Source organism: Maribacter sp. IgM3_T14_3 (assembly GCF_049603095.1).
In the GTDB taxonomy this organism is placed as follows: Bacteria; Bacteroidota; Bacteroidia; order Flavobacteriales; family Flavobacteriaceae; genus Maribacter.
The window spans coordinates 1,180,001-1,197,435 of sequence record NZ_CP187138.1; the positions used below are offsets into that span (position 1 = coordinate 1,180,001).

Below are 17,435 nucleotides of genomic sequence, written 5' to 3' on the forward strand. Positions count from 1 at the left end.
CAGCATCCCTCGCAGGTACACCTTCGACGCAGTTACAATGCTCCCCTACCCCTCATATTAATATGAAGTCACAGCTTCGGTGATATACTTATGCCCGATTATTATCCATGCGGAACCGCTCGACCAGTGAGCTGTTACGCACTCTTTAAATGAATGGCTGCTTCCAAGCCAACATCCTGGCTGTCAATGCAGTTCCACCGCGTTATATCAACTTAGTATATACTTTGGGACCTTAGCCGGTGATCTGGGTTCTTTCCCTCTCGGACATGGACCTTAGCACCCATGCCCTCACTGCGCAGAAACATTTTATAGCATTCGGAGTTTGTCAGGAATTGGTAGGCGGTGAAGCCCCCGCATCCAATCAGTAGCTCTACCTCTATAAAACTATCTACACGCTGCACCTAAATGCATTTCGGGGAGTACGAGCTATTTCCGAGCTTGATTGGCCTTTCACCCCTACCCACAGGTCATCCCAAGACTTTTCAACGTCAACGGGTTCGGTCCTCCACTATGTGTTACCACAGCTTCAACCTGCCCATGGGTAGATCGCACGGTTTCGCGTCTACTACTACTAACTATGGCGCCCTATTCAGACTCGCTTTCGCTACGGCTCCGGACCTGAAGTCCTTAACCTTGCTAGTAAAAGTAACTCGTAGGCTCATTATGCAAAAGGCACGCCGTCACCCATATGGGCTCCGACCGCTTGTAAGCGTATGGTTTCAGGATCTATTTCACTCCGTTATTCACGGTTCTTTTCACCTTTCCCTCACGGTACTGGTTCACTATCGGTCTCTCAGGAGTATTTAGTCTTGGCGGATGGTCCCGCCGGATTCATACAGGGTTTCACGTGCCCCGCACTACTCAGGATACCACTATCTAAATGCTCTTTGCCTATACGGGACTATCACCCTCTATGGTCGCTATTTCCAAAGCGTTCTAGTTCATTACATGTCGAATATCGTGGTCCTACAACCCCGCACATGCCGGAACATGTACGGTTTGGACTAATCCGATTTCGCTCGCCGCTACTATCGGAATCACTTTTGTTTTCTCCTCCTCCGGGTACTTAGATGTTTCAGTTCCCCGGGTTTGCTTGGCTTTCGCCATGACATATCTTCAATATGCCGGGTTGCCCCATTCGGATATCTACGGATCATATCGTGTGTGCCGATCCCCGTAGCTTTTCGCAGCTTATCACGTCCTTCTTCGCCTCTGAGAGCCTAGGCATTCCCCATACGCCCTTTTCCAGCTTGTCGCCAGATCTTTAATCTATTCTATCTTATTCGTACTCTTTACTTAATAAAGATTCGTGTTTCTTTCTTTTTTAGTCGGTAAAACATTAAAATGTCTTACCTCCTGTTCCAATATGTCAATGAACTTTGTCGTGAGCCACGACAGGCAATTAAATACCTATCTATCTCATCTACGATACTTCGAGAATAAATTTAATTATCCCTGGGCATCGCCTAGTGGAGAATATCGGAGTCGAACCGATGACCTCCTGCGTGCAAGGCAGGCGCTCTAGCCAGCTGAGCTAATCCCCCATTTATTTTAGTTATGAGTTATTAGTTAAGAGTTATGAGTAACAACCCCTTTAACTCCTCAACTTCTAAAATTTCCTTCAATATTTCAATCTTTATGAACGTTCGTACTACGTACCTCTTTTACCTTGTACCTCGTACTTTTCAGTAGTCCCAGGCAGACTCGAACTGCCGACCTCTACATTATCAGTGTAGCGCTCTAACCAGCTGAGCTATGGGACTGTCCCTACTCCTTCCTCTCGGCAATAAATACCTCGCGAAAAAAGCAATTACTTATATATCATAATTATGGAGATCATTATATTGGAACATTGTTAAAGAAACTATTATTAAATCAAAAGACCGGGACCGTAGTTCCATTCTTTACTTCGTCAGGGACTGTCCTTAAAGGACAATCTCTAGAAAGGAGGTGTTCCAGCCGCACCTTCCGGTACGGCTACCTTGTTACGACTTAGCCCTAGTTACCGATCTTGCCCTAGGCCGCTCCTTACGGTGACGGACTTCAGGCACTCCCGGCTTCCATGGCTTGACGGGCGGTGTGTACAAGGCCCGGGAACGTATTCACCGGATCATGGCTGATATCCGATTACTAGCGATTCCAGCTTCACGGGGTCGAGTTGCAGACCCCGATCCGAACTGTGACAGGTTTTATAGATTCGCTCTGCCTTGCGACATGGCTGCTCTCTGTACCTGCCATTGTAGCACGTGTGTGGCCCAGGACGTAAGGGCCGTGATGATTTGACGTCATCCCCACCTTCCTCACGGTTTGCACCGGCAGTCCCGTTAGAGTCCCCATCATGACATGCTGGCAACTAACGGTAGGGGTTGCGCTCGTTATAGGACTTAACCTGACACCTCACGGCACGAGCTGACGACAACCATGCAGCACCTTGCAAATTGCCCGAAGGAAAATCTATCTCTAGACCTGTCAATATGCATTTAAGCCCTGGTAAGGTTCCTCGCGTATCATCGAATTAAACCACATGCTCCACCGCTTGTGCGGGCCCCCGTCAATTCCTTTGAGTTTCATTCTTGCGAACGTACTCCCCAGGTGGGATACTTATCACTTTCGCTTGGCCGCCCAGAACTCAAGGTCCCGGACAGCTAGTATCCATCGTTTACGGCGTGGACTACCAGGGTATCTAATCCTGTTCGCTCCCCACGCTTTCGTCCATCAGCGTCAGTATATAGTTAGTCACCTGCCTTCGCAATCGGTGTTCTATGTAATATCTATGCATTTCACCGCTACACTACATATTCCGGCAACTTCACTATAACTCAAGACCAACAGTATCAAAGGCAATTTTACAGTTGAGCTGCAAACTTTCACCCCTGACTTATCGGCCCGCCTACGGACCCTTTAAACCCAATAATTCCGGATAACGCTCGGACCCTCCGTATTACCGCGGCTGCTGGCACGGAGTTAGCCGGTCCTTATTCTTACAGTACCGTCAGTAAGCTACACGTAGCTCTTTTTCTTCCTGTATAAAAGCAGTTTACTACCCATAGGGCATTCTTCCTGCACGCGGCATGGCTGGATCAGAGTCTCCTCCATTGTCCAATATTCCTCACTGCTGCCTCCCGTAGGAGTCTGGTCCGTGTCTCAGTACCAGTGTGGGGGATCCCCCTCTCAGGGCCCCTACCCATCGTAGCCTTGGTAAGCCGTTACCTTACCAACAAGCTAATGGGACGCATGGCCATCTTGTACCGCCCGAAGGCTTTAACCACATCCCGATGCCGGGGCGTGGTGCCACGGGGCATTAATCTTCGTTTCCAAAGGCTATTCCCCTGTACAAGGTAGGTTCCATACGCGGTGCGCACCCGTGCGCCGGTCGTCGGCGGAGCAAGCTCCCCGTTACCCCTCGACTTGCATGTGTTAGGCCTGCCGCTAGCGTTCATCCTGAGCCAGGATCAAACTCTTCATCGTTGTTTTGTAAATATTCGTCCCAACGAAGTCCAAATCTCTCCCGGCCCCGACTCTCGATTCAATTCCTTATATATACCTTGCGATATACTAAATTGTATGTTTCCTTAATTCTTGTTCCTCTCATCCAGGTCCTCACCTGAACTCGATTCTTATCTCCACAATATTTCAATGAACTTCTATCCACTCAGCTCCAAATCTCTCGATTTCCTCGCCTCGTTTCCCTTAGGTGTTTCCCTAAGCGGCTGCAAATATACAACTGTTTTTTAACCTGGCAACTTTTATCGAAAAAAAATTATTTTCTTTTTTTCCCAGACATAATCAACATTTATATGAACCTTTTTCCAACGCCCGGTTCAGATATTATCTTCACCGTTTGCGGGGTGCAAATGTACACACTATTCTTAATATCACAATGCTTTTTTAAAATAAAAAAACAAAGTTTTTTAAACATCCACTAACTGCATGATTTACCGTAAGTTAGAAATAACGACAATACGAATAAAATTAACTCGCTGTTTTACAGTTACTTAAACAATACGCTATCCGTAGATTATTAACTATCAACATATTAAACGAATCATTCTTTACATCAAGAAAAGAAATTCCACACTAAACCAAATCGTATTACAAAATCACGATACGGATAATTAGGTGCGGCATAATAATCATACCCAGAAAAAGAGGCATTAAAGTGCTCTGCTTTCAGGTAAATTCTTGTTTGTTTAATTCTGGCATTAATAAAGAAATCTAGTAAAGGATACCCGCCCAACTCTTCTTTATTCTGCAGGTAGAACTCACCAAGGACAGGATTATAACCATTCATATTATAACTGGAGAAATATTTAAACGTAATACCTGTTTGCAAGTACATCGCTTTCTTAAATACATCTGATGAAAAATACAATGTATTACGGGTTACCAATTGAGGCACATTCAATACTTGAGTGTCTTGTGTAACATTTTGATACATTACCGTATTGTTCAAAGCAAACATGCCTACCTTAAACTCTTTTTCGTATTTAACCTTTAAATGAGAAACAGTATTACCTTCTTGTAAGGGTTTGATAAAGGCATTATCTAGTCCATCAGTAATTTGTTCATCTGATACAGGAGAAAAGTACGTATAGTTGTCAAGATTACTATACTTCACCATTACATTACCCCAGGTCTTAGATAATAGCTCCCCTTTTAGACTGCTTGTTCGTTCTTTCTCGAACACATTACTATTATTCCAATTATAATTAAGGTATTCACTTTGGTATAATAGGTAGTTGAAATTGGGCATCCTTGCAGATGTATGTAAGGAGAGTTTCAATTTATTATTCTCATTAATACTATATGAAGCCGATGCATTAAAAAGATTACCTGCTAGTTCACCCGAAAGGTTATATTTCAAATCAGCGCTGAAATCAAATTCTCCTATCCGCTTTTCATACTTACCCCCGATTCCGATTTCAGTTCCATTTAACCTGTTAGGTATTGCGGTACCATCTGCCTCTATAAATTGACTATTGAAATAGTAATCATAATTATAGATATTTATACCTCCTGTTAATCTACCCAGGGTTCTATTATAAAATTCAGCATTAACTTCATTATAGAACGTTTTCAAAACTGCCTTATCATTTATAGTACTCAAAATAGCATCACCAAATAAGGTATCGCTGGCTGTCTGTAAAAATTGAAAATATTTTGTCTCATAATCAAAACTATGACCAATTGATAATGAAGTTTTTTCAAATCGGGTAGAATCTAATTGTTTTCTAACCAATTTGTAGGTATGATCTAAATAATACCTTTTACCTAAAATTTTATTGTCTGCATCATCCAAATACACATCTACTCTTGGCCTATTAATAAAATCTTCATCACCTGATTCAAATTGCGCCTCTTTATCTACTAAACCTCCATTTTCTTCAGACGAAATATTTTGGGCTGCTATATGGGCCCTTAGGGCGTATCTTCCATTCTTTGATAAGTAATTAGTCGTAGTTACAAAATTACCAGACTCTATTTGGCTATCATTATATTTACCAAATGAGCGAAAACCAATATAACCAATAGAAAAATTTAATCTTCTAGATGTATTAAATGCCAGGTTAGCATCTAGTAACTGCCCTTCTTCTAAAGTTGTTTTAAAGAACAGCTCGGTCATTGGTGTAGCAACATTATAGTAGTTGATCTGCTCTTTTTCTAAATACTTACGGTCTTTAGCAATAGCACCTAAATTTGGATAACTAGTTACCCTTTCAAAATTTACACCCAATTCATTATATGCCTGACCGATATTGGAAAATGACATTAATTCAAAATCATCTTCTCGTAGATAATTGTACCTATACTCTTTTTGAATAGTCAGTGTAGTATCTAAATAGGTGGTGTCTCTTGCAAAAGAAATAATCTTATAATCCTCTATTGTCAAAGTAATAGAATCATTTTGCAGTTTGCTTTTCGGGTTTATTGGCTTGGTCTTTTTATCCAGAGGAATTGAATCTCTCTTTTTTTCAGACTTTTCAATTACATCTTGACCTAAAACTATCGAAGATGTTAAACACAATAAAACTAGAATTATATATTTCATGAAGCATCGTTACCCTTGCAAAGTTAATTTTTTTGTTGCTAAGTAAATGTGAAAGTTTAGCACAAAAAAAAGCTCCTATAATTAAATAGGAGCTTTTAATAAAATTAAAACATATTATTCAAAAGGAATAACTTGATCAGAACTTTTGTTTGCAACTAAAACGTCATTTAAATTTATAGCAGTAGTCACTACACCGCCAGCAGCATCGTAAGTAATTGCATCTAAATCAGCAACAACTGCTGAGATGAAAGAAGGTATTACCGGTGTAGTACCAAAATCACCTTCATTAATATTACTGTTAAGTAATATTTCATTTTCATCAATAACCAACTTTACACCCATATCAACCATACGCAGACCTTCAGCAATAAAAACTTCTTGTCTTGTTTTGTATAGTAAAGATAAACCAGCATCATTATCCATCATTGCATCGATTGCTTCTGAAGTTAATGAAGTACCTGAAACAGAAGGAATACTAACATTACCAGATTGGCGGTCTAATACTAAACCTGCCACCCCATTAACTAAAATATCAGCCTTATCTGGTCTAGAACCCTCGTCAACTTGAGAACGTTGCTCAATTGAATCATCTATATCTCTCACTTCACGTGTAGCAATAACATCTAACAACGAATTTAAACTAGCCTTTGCAGTTGCAGCATCATTGTCAGCTAAAGCAGCTTCAGCTATAATTAAATGAGCCTCTTCAGCCTTTAAATAATGCACAGGTGCATCTTGATCAGGACTTAAAAACGAATACTTCGGATCTAAGAAATCTAAGCTAGGTAGCGGTTGTAAATCATCAAAAGTACCTCTTTCGTACAATGCATCTTCAAATGTACTTGATGGACCATTAGCCTCATCGAACAATGCGAAACGATCAAAATCAGAACTTAATCCTAAAGCGGAATTTGCTGCGCTAACAGCTTCCGTTTTATTACCCAAATAATAATTTGCTCTTGCTACAGCCAAGTAATACTCAGGCTTTGCATTGATATTAATTGCAGTACTAAAAGATGCAATCGCGTTTAAATAATGCTGCTCAGCTACTACAGGAACCCCAATAGGTTCTGCTGGTAATGCTGAAAAATACATAGCCGAATATAAATAGGCTAATCCTTCAAAGAAATTGAATTCAGCCTCAATTTCAGATGTGTAATTAGGATCACCAGGACCAACTTGATCAATACCAAATTTAGCAAGCTCACGTAATCGCTGAATAGCTCTTTGTGTATCTCTCATATCTGGGTCAGTAATTTGAATCTCTAATCCATCCATAAATTGGTTGAAAAATGTCTGAGTATTCACGTAATTATCTGAACCTAATTCAGAAAGAACCAATGTTTCATTAAAAACAAAAGCTAATTGTCTTTCCAATCCAGTAAGCCAGATTCCAGCGGAGTTCGGCTGACCTACAACCGATGCCTCAGATAAATTTGGATTTTCAACTGTTTTATAGTCAGTTACGTCTCCAAAATCTCCTGTACAACCAAAAGTAACTATGGCTAAAGAAAATATTATTAATTTTTTCATGTTTACAATTTTTTATTAAAATTCAAATCTTAAAGACGCAATGTAAGTTCTTGGTGCAGATTCAGTTCCGTATGCGAAACCACCACTTGCAAAACCATTTTGCACAGCAATACCAGAGCCAGTTGTTTCTGGATCAAAATTACCTGCTGTCCAGTTAAAAGGATTAGTCACCGTAACACCTAAACGAATATTGCTAAATAAAGGCTTTGCTATATCTCCAAAATTATATGATGCACCAATATTTCTAACCTTTAAGAAATCATTATCAAAAACGAAGAAGTTCACATAGTTAAAAGGAGAAGTAGTACCAATTAATTCCTCAGGAATTCCAGTATCATCAGTACCTCTTAAATGTCTTAATAAGAAACTTAAATCTGTAATTTTACCGCCAAATTGATAATCTGCCGTTGCAAAGAAGTTAAAATCTCTGTAAGTATAATTTAACCCCATTGAACCAAAGTTAGGAGCAAAAGTATCACCTAATGCCGTGTTAGCTTCAAACTCGTATGTACCATCATCCTGTAATACAGCAGCTGTACCTCTTAAGTAACCTAAACTCTGTCCTTCTTCCACAACTGAACCTAAAACATTAAACCCACCAACTACGAAAGCTGGAGCTCCACCAGAACTTGTTACAATGTTATTTACATTGTTATAGGAAAGATTTACACTTAAATTATGCTTTTCCGTTTGAAGAATAGTAGCATTTAAAGCAAATTCATATCCTTTATTCTCTACCTCACCAATATTTTGGATTTGGTTATTCTGACCAGTTGACGGTGCATCTTGTGGAGTAAACAAAGCATCTGTAGTAATACCTACATATCTTGTTCCACTTAGGTATAAACGATTAGTGAAGAATCCCAATTCTAAACCAAATTCCGTAGTAGCAACACGCTCAGATACTAAATCTTCGTTCCCTTGATTATCAAATGTAAAAGATGGGTTACCTAAAAATGGATTCTGATTAAATGTTCTATCTTGATCGAAAGGTTGTGCAAAATTCGTTGCCTCACCATAATTCGCTCTTAACTTAATCGTTGAAACCACATCACTAATACCTGAATTGATATAAAAATCATGATCACTTAAGTTATACGTAAGACCGATCTTAGGAAGTAATAAAGGAGATGTGTTAGCTCCAGATATCGTGTTTTTATCTAATCTTCCACCAAATTCTAAGAAGGCTACGTCATAAATACCAACATTCTCTAAGAAATAAAGACCGTAGTTAGCGTTTTCTAATACAAAATCTGAAAATGTTTGTTCAGAAAAGTTGTTCAACGATCTTGTACCGTCAACACCACCAGAACCATTTAATCTATTTTGTCTATCTGTAGACCTAAAGAACTGACCCCCTAAGATACTTACGAAAGAAAAATTATCAGTATATGCCTTATGAGTTAGGTTGACATCTGTAGTAACAGTAAACGCCGACCTTAAAACTCTAGTAAGACTACCTTGATCTGTAGTACCAGGAGCGACTGACCCTAATTCAACCAAAAGTGCATTACTTTGTAATTCTTCTTGTACAGTATTTCTATTATCAATACCTAATGTGGCATTAACTTGGAAATTTTCGTTAATGTCATAAATGAATTTATTAGATGCTGTAAAACGATTAGTTGTACTAGTTATATCAACTAACTTACCAATTCTCTGGTACCTTGCTGTTTCTTCAGCAAATTCCGCATCTGTAAATTCATCTGTTGCACCACGTGCCGATCCTTCTAAATTAGAGAATCTAGAAAAGCTAGTGTTCGCATTATAATCTAAATTAGATTCAAAATTCACAAAAGAAAGTGAACCTTGGTATCTTAGTTTATCTGTTACTTTAGCCGTGAGACCAAAAGTAAATGTTCTTCTTATTTGCTCATTGATATCATTATAACTGTCATCTTTATAAAGACTTCCTCCGAAATTATAAGTAAATTTCTCTGAACCGCCACTTAGACCAACTCTATATTGTTGCGACCAACCTGGTTGAAAAATAACATCACCAGTTCTATCATATCTTAAAAAATCTTTCGTAGCCTTAATAGCACCTACGTTACTTTCAAAAAAGGCTGAACTTTTACCATCTTTACCCTTTTTAGTAATAATCTGAATGATACCATTTGCAGCATCTGCACCATATAAGGTTGTTGCCGCACCACCTTTAATGTATTCTATTCTTTCAATAGATTCAACAGGTATATCTGCTAATGCAGAAACATTCGCACCACCCGTTGCAATACCTAATTGCGGATTACTGTTCAAGTTATCTACACGAACACCATCGATAATTACAACCGGAGTTGCTGAAGATGCCGCAGAGATAGGACCACGTGTTCTAATAATAGCTGCTGTACCTGGCTGACCAGAACTTAATCTAATCTGCGCACTTGGCGTAGTGGACTGTAATAATTGGTCAATTTGATTTGAAGGTAATTTTTCGATATCTTCTGCATCCAAAACATCAACAGTTGTTGATAGTTTTCTACGAGCAATACCTGAACCTTGTCCAGTTACAATAACCTCTTCCAACGCTTCAGCGTCTTCTTTTAATTGTACATCTAAGGTATTAGCCTCACCAACAGTCATATTAACTGTTTTTTGCCCAATGTAAGAAAATCTTAAATTTTTTCCTTGGGCTACATTAATGGAATAATTACCATCAAAATCTGTTTGAGTACCACTAGTTGTTCCAACAACTACAACGGACACTCCCGGTAACGGTAAACCGCTTTGATCGGTTACAACACCGGTCACTGTTTTTTCCTGTGCATAGGAAAATGTCATGAAGAGCACCAATAACGGTGTCAACATCCACGTCAACTTCTGTTTCATAAAATTTGTTTTTTGAATTAGCTTGCGCCAAAAGTCTAAAAATTTGCTTAGTATTCCAAAAGCTATCTTAACTCAAAAAGGATATATGTTAAAAAAACACTTATTATTATTTTTTTCTTTTCAAAAAGTCAAATTTGTTGAAAAAAAAACAATTATTTAACATTAAACCAATATTCAAAACTCAAAACTTTAAGTTAAAAAAATCATAATGCTTCTTAAATATTACCAAAATATTAATGAAACAGGCACCGATGAGGCTGGAAGAGGTTGCTTAGCAGGTCCTGTTACCGCTGCAGCGATTATTTTACCTGAATCTTTCGAAAACTCCATTTTAACAGATTCAAAGCTTTTATCTGAGCGTAAAAGAGAACTTCTAGAACCACTTTTAAAAGATGAGAGCGTATGCTTTGGCATTGCCCACATTCAACCTAATGTAATAGATGAAATCAACATTTTAAATGCTTCAATTCTGGCAATGCATAACGCCATAGATTCGCTATCTCAAATACCCGAATTTATAATTGTGGACGGTAACAGATTTAAACCGTTAAAAGACATACCTTATTCATGTATAGTTAAAGGTGACTCGAAATATCTAAGTATTGCCGCAGCTTCTGTATTAGCGAAAACAGCACGTGATGCTTATATGCTTCAACTACATGAAGAATACCCAATGTATAATTGGAAGAAAAACAAGGGTTACCCTACCAAAGAACATAGAGCTGCCATAAGAAAATATGGCCCCACCAAATATCATAGAATGAGTTTTAAGCTTTTACCAGACAACTGACTCTAATTATACAAATAGTATAACTTTGTACAAACTTTACGCATGAGGAACATTTTACTATTTGCAGCACTTTTACTTCTATGTTTCAGATGCTCAACTAAAACAAAATCTGAGAGTTCAATTTTAGAGCTAGTCCCTACCAATTCAAGTTTAGTTTTTAAAATCAATGATTTTGAAACTTTGATAGATGAATTGTCATCTAACGAAATTTTCGATGCTCTAGAAGGTCAAGAGCCATTCATACAAATTAAGAAAAGTATAACCTCATTAAAATATATTGCTGATAAAAAAAAAGGGCTACTTGCCTTTTCTTCAGATAGTACGTTAATTGAATATACCTACATTACAAGTGATAGCCTTAAAATACGAGACGGAGATAGCCTGCAAAACAAAAGTATTGAGACGCTTAATTATGATAACCTAAAAATTATAAAATACGAGATTGAGAATTCCATATTCTATAGTACAAATCTTGACAACTATTGGATAATAAGTTCGTCACAAACTTTACTGCAAAATATTATAACAGCTACTGAAACTTCAGTTATTGATGAATCGCTTCAACAATTCTACAACGTTGCCAATAAAGATAAGGTCATGAATATTTGGCTAAATATTCATGATGAAAATAATAAACCACTACTTGACCATCTTTTAGGAGCAGACCAAAATATTTCTAATTTCGCTAGTACGATATCTTTAGACCTAACTTTAAACAATACCGAAATTTCACTCAACGGAATTGCTGAAGCTAACAGCACTAAAAACCAATTTTTAAATCTTTTTAATAACACTAAACCTATACAGAACAAGACATCTCTTTTAGCCCCAAGTGATGCTGAATATTTGACCTCTTATGGCTTAGATGATTTTAAATTGTTTACCGCTAATAAAATTGCCATCAACCAACCGGCAACTACTTTAGATTCTTTGCTAAATACGGTTGAAGAGATTGGACTCGCACCGTATGATAACGAACATGTTTTATTTTTAAGAACATACGGTACCGAAACACTACTTGATTATATTAACGAAGAGAAAATATCTACTGAAGAATATAGCAGTAATGAAATTTGGGGATTAAAACCTAATCTCAAAATATTTGAACCCTTAACCCCATTAATTGGAGAGCATCCTTTTGAATATGCGAGCATCATTGAAAATACCTTTCTCTTTTCTACGTCTAAAAGCTCTTTAGAATCTGTTATTTCTAAAATAAAAACTGGAGATACTTTTGATAAAACGAACTTATTTAAAAATGCCGAAAGTAAGCTTACCTCATCATCAAATGTGCTTTCAATTTCCAATTCAAAAGGCTTCTCATCCTTATTAGCTAAATCAGTTTCTAAAACTTTAGCCGAGACATTTCGTAAAAGCAATTTGAACGACTATGTTTTCGGGACTCAAATAATCGCAGATGCAGGATTCTTTCACACGAATTTCATAATAAAGAAAATAACTGCCGAAGAAGATTCAAATTCTGTCTCCGCGGTTTTTGAAGTAAAGTTCGATACTGATCTGACTACCCTACCTCAGTTTGTTACTAACCACAGTAATGGAAGGAAGGAGATTATAGTTCAAGATCAAGAAAATATACTTTATTTGATTTCTAATAGTGGAAAAATTCTTTGGAAAAAACAACTTAATGGAACTATACAAGGTAAAGTTCAGCAGGTTGATTTGTTCAAAAACGGGAAATTACAGTTGGCATTTACTACGAACAACGAGTTCTTAATTTTAGACAGAACCGGGAAAGAGGTTGAACCGTTTACAAAGAAGTTTTCTGGCGGAAACTTAAATCCGTTAGCAGTATTTGATTATGAAGGACGTAAAAATTATCGCTTTATTGTCACTCAAGATAAGAACATACTAATGTATGATGGTAAAGGAGATATTGTTAAAGGTTTTACTTATGATACTTCCGAAGCACCTATAGTAGCAGCTCCTCAACATTTTAGAATCGGAAAAAAAGATTATATCGTTTTTAAATTAGAAAACGGTCAATTAAAAATTACCAACAGGGTAGGCAAAACCAGGGTAAACGTAAAAGATAAATTCTCTTTTTCTGATAATGACATTAAGCTATATCAAAACAAATTTACATTTACCTCCGTCGAAGGTATATTATATCAAATAGATACGCAGGGTAAAATTTCATCTAGCAATCTCAACCTTGCCAAAGACCACGGCCTAGATGCCACTTCTAAAACTTTGGCAATTATGAATGATAACGTACTTACTATACGAGATAAAAAAATTCAATTAGAATTAGGTGTTTACTCTAAACCAACGGTTTTTTACCTGAACGATAAAATTTATGTTTCGGTAACAGATATACAAAATCAGAAAATATACCTCTTTGATAGTCAAGCTGAATCAATTCCAAATTTTCCGATTTTTGGTAGCTCAATAATTGACATGGCTGATATAAACGCCAATAAACAACCAGAATTCGTATTTAAAGATCAAGAAAACAGTATTAGGGTTTTTAAAATACGATAATACAGTTGATAGTTGAATTCACAAGCATTTAATTACCGATTATACATATCGTTCAAAATACTGTAATGTTTTTCATACATTCAAATAGTTATTAATCAGAACCTTAACTATATAAAGATGAACTCTAATCTATTTTCAGTATTATTATTTTTAATCGGAACCATATCCATTACCGCTCAAGACAACTGTAGCAAGTTCTACCCTATGAACGAAGGTGTTTCAATGGAGTATACTAATTACAACAAAAAAGGTAAAGTCGAAGGCGTAAGTGCATTTAAGGTGGTTGAAGCAAATAATACAGGCGATGCCACACATGCCACCATGGCTATTAACATGAAAGATGCAAAAGGTAAAGATGCCTATAGCACCAGTTATAAATTAACCTGTAGCGGTAATATGGTTACTCTTGATTACGAATCGCTATTACCGACCGAAATGATGGAGCAATATGGCGATATGGATATTGAAATCTCTGGCAATGACATTGAAATACCCAATGAACTCACCGTAGGTCAAAATTTGAACGATGCTAATGTAGCTATGAAAATTAGCATGAGCGGCATTAATATGAATATGACCGTTGATATGACCAACAGAAAGGTAGAGAAAAAAGAAAGCGTTACTACTACCGCTGGCACATACGATTGCTTTGTTTTATATAGCGAAAATCGTTCTAAAATGATGATGGCTAACCAAGTGTACCCGTCTAGAGTATGGCTCGCAGAAGGGGTTGGCATGGTAAAGCAAGAAACTTATAAGAAAAACGGAGACGTAATGAGTAGCACACTGCTTACGGCACACAGCAAATAATAACTTAACCAAGCACCAACTTAAAACCGAGGCTTACACCTCGGTTTTTCCATTTATTTCAGCTTCAAACAGTATTAAAAAATGTTTTAGCAATTTCTGCTTCACTTCATCCATATCCACTTCCTTCTTGCCTAATTCCACATTCAAAGAAGTCACTGCTTTGCCTTTAATACCGCACGGAATCATCATATCAAAATATCCTAAATTGGCATTTACATTTAATGCAAATCCATGCATGGTTACCCATCTACTCGCTCTTACGCCCATTGCGCATATTTTACGTGCAAACGGGGTACCGACATCTAACCACACACCAGTTTCACCTGGTGATCGCTCAGATTTTATTCCGTATTCAGCTAAGGTCAAGATGACCATTTCCTCTAAAAAACGAAGGTATTTATGAATATCTGTAAAAAAATTATCTAAGTCTAATATAGGGTAACCCACTATTTGACCGGGACCATGATAGGTGATATCTCCTCCCCTATTTATTTTATAAAAAGTAGCTCCTTTAGCTGCCAAGACTTTTTCATCTACTAACAGATTAGAGATGTCTCCACTTTTACCAAGTGTATATACATGTGGGTGTTCAACAAACAGAAAATGATTGGGAGTCTCTAAATTCAACTCCTCTCTTCTATTTCGTATTTTAAGATCTAGGGTATCTTTAAATAACTGCTCTTGGTAGTCCCAAGTTTCTTTATAATCTTTTAGACCTAAATCTTGTACGTGCACCTTCTTATTCATCTTACAAAGATATGAAAAGGAATATCCTATTTTTCTAACTCTACTTCGATGACCATAGATTCTGGATCTTTCATCATCTCTAAGAAATTAACTTCATGTACCATGGTTTTTCCATCCATAGAAAAAGTTGCTTCTTCAATATTGGTAGACTTTACACGTCTTGGAAAATGATACTTAAAAGTGTAGGTAGAACTAGACAAAAACATTTCTGCACTAGCCAAACTATCTAAACTTTTTTCAAATAATTCTTGATCTAAAATTACCGTCTCTCGTTTAAATATGTTCTTTTCAAAACTGTAATTAACCGTAGTAGTCTCTTCTGTTGCACCACCTGGCATTGATTTACCGCCAGCAATAGGACCTACAGCACTAGCATTTTGAAAAGTATTAAATGCATCATTTACCTCAGATACTTTTTTAAAATCGGTATACATGTCAAAATTCATGACCCCACCTTCTGGATCTACCTTCATATGAAGACTGAAATTCTCTAATTTTTTCAATTTAGCTTGCTCCTCTGGTGACAATTGGGCTATACTATCCTTTTTTTCGCGCAATAAATCTTTAAAAACCAAAGTAGAATCTATCGCCTTGTCTAATTGGGTAGAGTCTGATTCTGGTATCATTTGCATCATCTCACTACCATCGAAGATTATACTCATTTTACCTGATCCGTCTTCATTGAAGTAAATTTCTTCGGTAAAATTACAGGCAGCGAAAAGTACTGTTACAAGAACAGTAGTAAGAATTTTGAAAAGTCTCATGTATTTTGGTTCTAGTTCGGATTATTCAATATAACTAAGGCAGCGATTACCCCTGGTACCCAGCCGCAAAAAGTCAAAAGTAGAACAATTACAAAAGAACCGCAACCTTTACCTAAAACTGCTAAAGGAGGAAAAAATATGGCTAGTAATACTCGAATTAAACTCATTTGATTATTATTTTGATTGATTGATGTACCTTATAAGTCGCAATTAAAAATACTTTGTTACAAAATCTACTAATTTTATTCCCTAGAACCCGACCAATGCTTAGAACAGTATTTTTTATTTTTATTATTTTGTCCTGTTTTAAAGGTTTATCTCAATATAGTTTTGAAGGTCAAATTGCAGATGAGCAAAGCGGAAAGACCATTTACCTATCTATCATCGAAGATTATAGGAAGTTTGGCAGAATTTCGATGGAACAGATTCTTAAAAAAACTACCACCGATTCAATAGGATATTTTAGTTTTAGAGGAAACAACCTTAACGATGACAATAGAATTTACAGAATTCATTTAGATGATTGTTCTGACGCTTCTTCAAACTCTGAACACTTTTTTGGTAGTTGCGAGTTCAGCAAAAGCATTTTATTTATAGCCAATAATAACGACACCATTACTTTCCCTACTTCTTTTGCAAACGAAGCACTCTGTGAAATTACCTCAACAAATAGTAAATCATCTACCTTTTTAGATATAGATGTTTTAAAAGAAGAAATGGCTTTCGATTTTAATGACTTTAGAAGTGATGCGAATAGAAAGCTGAATTCTAAAAAGTGGTTCTCGACCTTGCAAGATTTCGGAGAAGATTTAGATGAACCACTAGCCGAACTCTATATTTTTAACTTTTTGTCAGATAAAAGAAATGATACCTATAGCTATTACCTAAAAGATATTAGCAAGACAAACTATTATAATGAACTTGGCGAGCGATTAATAGCGAAATATCCAGACGCAGCATTTACCGACTTGTATTTAAATGAAATAGCCATAGACCAACATTTAACAAATGGCAATACAACCAACTCTAATTTCTGGAAATGGCTACTTCTAGCTCTACTTCTACTTTCTATATCGCTGAACGTATACTTTGTATTCAAACAAAGAAGCACTTCAAGAAACTTGCAAAACGATTCTCTTGCTAAGCTTACCGAGCAAGAACATAACATTGTTCAACAAATTCTTGAAAACAAAACCAATAAAGAAATTGCAGCTGCCATGTTTATTAGTGTAAGCACCGTAAAGACCCATATTAACAATGTTTACAAGAAATTAGCAGTATCAACAAGAGACGAAATAAAGCAGCGCTTTCTATAACCTTTTAAATTTCCACCTAGGGTCTAGTACTTATTTCCACCCCACGAAATCAATTTTCAACTAGTAATTTCTAGAATTTTCAGATCTAATATAAA

Annotated in this window: 10 protein-coding genes, 2 tRNA genes and 2 rRNA genes (1 of these 14 cut by a window edge); 4 read left to right on the forward strand and 10 right to left on the reverse strand. The window is 36.9% G+C overall.

Translation table 11 applies throughout. The annotated features are described in order from the left end of the window. The 7 genes from ACPF9A_RS05375 to ACPF9A_RS05405 all read right to left on the reverse strand — a co-directional run. A 23S ribosomal RNA gene (locus ACPF9A_RS05375) occupies positions 1 to 1,257 on the reverse strand; it reaches 1,575 nt to the left of the window's first position. Between the two features lie 213 nt (positions 1,258 to 1,470). Continuing rightward, a tRNA-Ala gene (locus ACPF9A_RS05380) sits at positions 1,471 to 1,544 on the reverse strand. Between the two features lie 145 nt (positions 1,545 to 1,689). After that, positions 1,690 to 1,763: transfer RNA gene (locus ACPF9A_RS05385), tRNA-Ile, on the reverse strand. Between the two features lie 180 nt (positions 1,764 to 1,943). Then, a 16S ribosomal RNA gene (locus ACPF9A_RS05390) occupies positions 1,944 to 3,468 on the reverse strand. Together the 16S and 23S rRNA genes with 2 tRNA genes alongside form the textbook arrangement of a ribosomal RNA operon. 589 nt (positions 3,469 to 4,057) lie before the next feature. After that, entirely contained in the window at positions 4,058 to 6,049 is a 1,992-nt protein-coding gene (locus tag ACPF9A_RS05395) for a putative porin (protein ID WP_424002351.1), read from the reverse strand. 114 nt (positions 6,050 to 6,163) lie between these two features. Beyond that, positions 6,164 to 7,582, reverse strand: coding sequence for a hypothetical protein (locus ACPF9A_RS05400; RefSeq protein ID WP_424002353.1), 1,419 nt, complete (start codon positions 7,580 to 7,582; stop codon positions 6,164 to 6,166). Between the two features lie 15 nt (positions 7,583 to 7,597). Continuing rightward, the gene (locus ACPF9A_RS05405) at positions 7,598 to 10,411 is read right to left on the reverse strand and encodes a TonB-dependent receptor domain-containing protein (RefSeq protein ID WP_424002355.1); all 2,814 of its coding nucleotides are present in this window, start codon (positions 10,409 to 10,411) and stop codon (positions 7,598 to 7,600) included. Positions 10,412 to 10,619: 208 nt separating this feature from the next. On the opposite strand from ACPF9A_RS05405, the gene ACPF9A_RS05410 reads away from it, so the two are divergent. From ACPF9A_RS05410 to ACPF9A_RS05420, 3 genes are all read left to right on the forward strand, one after another. Then, positions 10,620 to 11,201 carry a ribonuclease HII gene (locus ACPF9A_RS05410; RefSeq protein WP_424002357.1) on the forward strand — a complete coding sequence of 194 codons (582 nt, stop codon included), beginning with the start codon at positions 10,620 to 10,622 and terminating at the stop codon, positions 11,199 to 11,201. Positions 11,202 to 11,243: 42 nt separating this feature from the next. Beyond that, entirely contained in the window at positions 11,244 to 13,703 is a 2,460-nt protein-coding gene (locus tag ACPF9A_RS05415) for a ribonuclease HII (RefSeq protein WP_424002359.1), read from the forward strand. A 117-nt stretch (positions 13,704 to 13,820) separates the two neighbouring features. Beyond that, positions 13,821 to 14,513: a hypothetical protein gene (locus ACPF9A_RS05420; RefSeq protein WP_424002361.1), complete on the forward strand. Its 693-nt coding sequence runs from the start codon at positions 13,821 to 13,823 to the stop codon at positions 14,511 to 14,513. 33 nt (positions 14,514 to 14,546) lie between these two features. On the opposite strand, the gene lipB is transcribed toward ACPF9A_RS05420, so the two are convergent. Genes lipB through ACPF9A_RS05435 form a run of 3 tightly spaced genes read right to left on the reverse strand, consistent with a single transcriptional unit; the run spans position 14,547 to position 16,191 of the window. Then, positions 14,547 to 15,260, reverse strand: a complete 714-nt coding sequence (gene lipB, locus ACPF9A_RS05425; RefSeq protein ID WP_424002363.1) for a lipoyl(octanoyl) transferase LipB — start codon at positions 15,258 to 15,260, stop codon at positions 14,547 to 14,549. 26 nt (positions 15,261 to 15,286) lie between these two features. After that, positions 15,287 to 16,024, reverse strand: a complete 738-nt coding sequence (locus ACPF9A_RS05430; RefSeq protein WP_424002365.1) for a hypothetical protein — start codon at positions 16,022 to 16,024, stop codon at positions 15,287 to 15,289. An 11-nt stretch (positions 16,025 to 16,035) separates the two neighbouring features. Continuing rightward, on the reverse strand, positions 16,036 to 16,191 hold the full coding sequence (locus tag ACPF9A_RS05435) for a YqaE/Pmp3 family membrane protein (protein ID WP_073240341.1): 156 nt from the start codon (positions 16,189 to 16,191) through the stop codon (positions 16,036 to 16,038). A gap of 96 nt (positions 16,192 to 16,287) precedes the next feature. On the opposite strand from ACPF9A_RS05435, the gene ACPF9A_RS05440 reads away from it, so the two are divergent. Beyond that, positions 16,288 to 17,340: a helix-turn-helix domain-containing protein gene (locus ACPF9A_RS05440; protein ID WP_424002367.1), complete on the forward strand. Its 1,053-nt coding sequence runs from the start codon at positions 16,288 to 16,290 to the stop codon at positions 17,338 to 17,340. Positions 17,341 to 17,435: the final 95 nt, after the last annotated feature.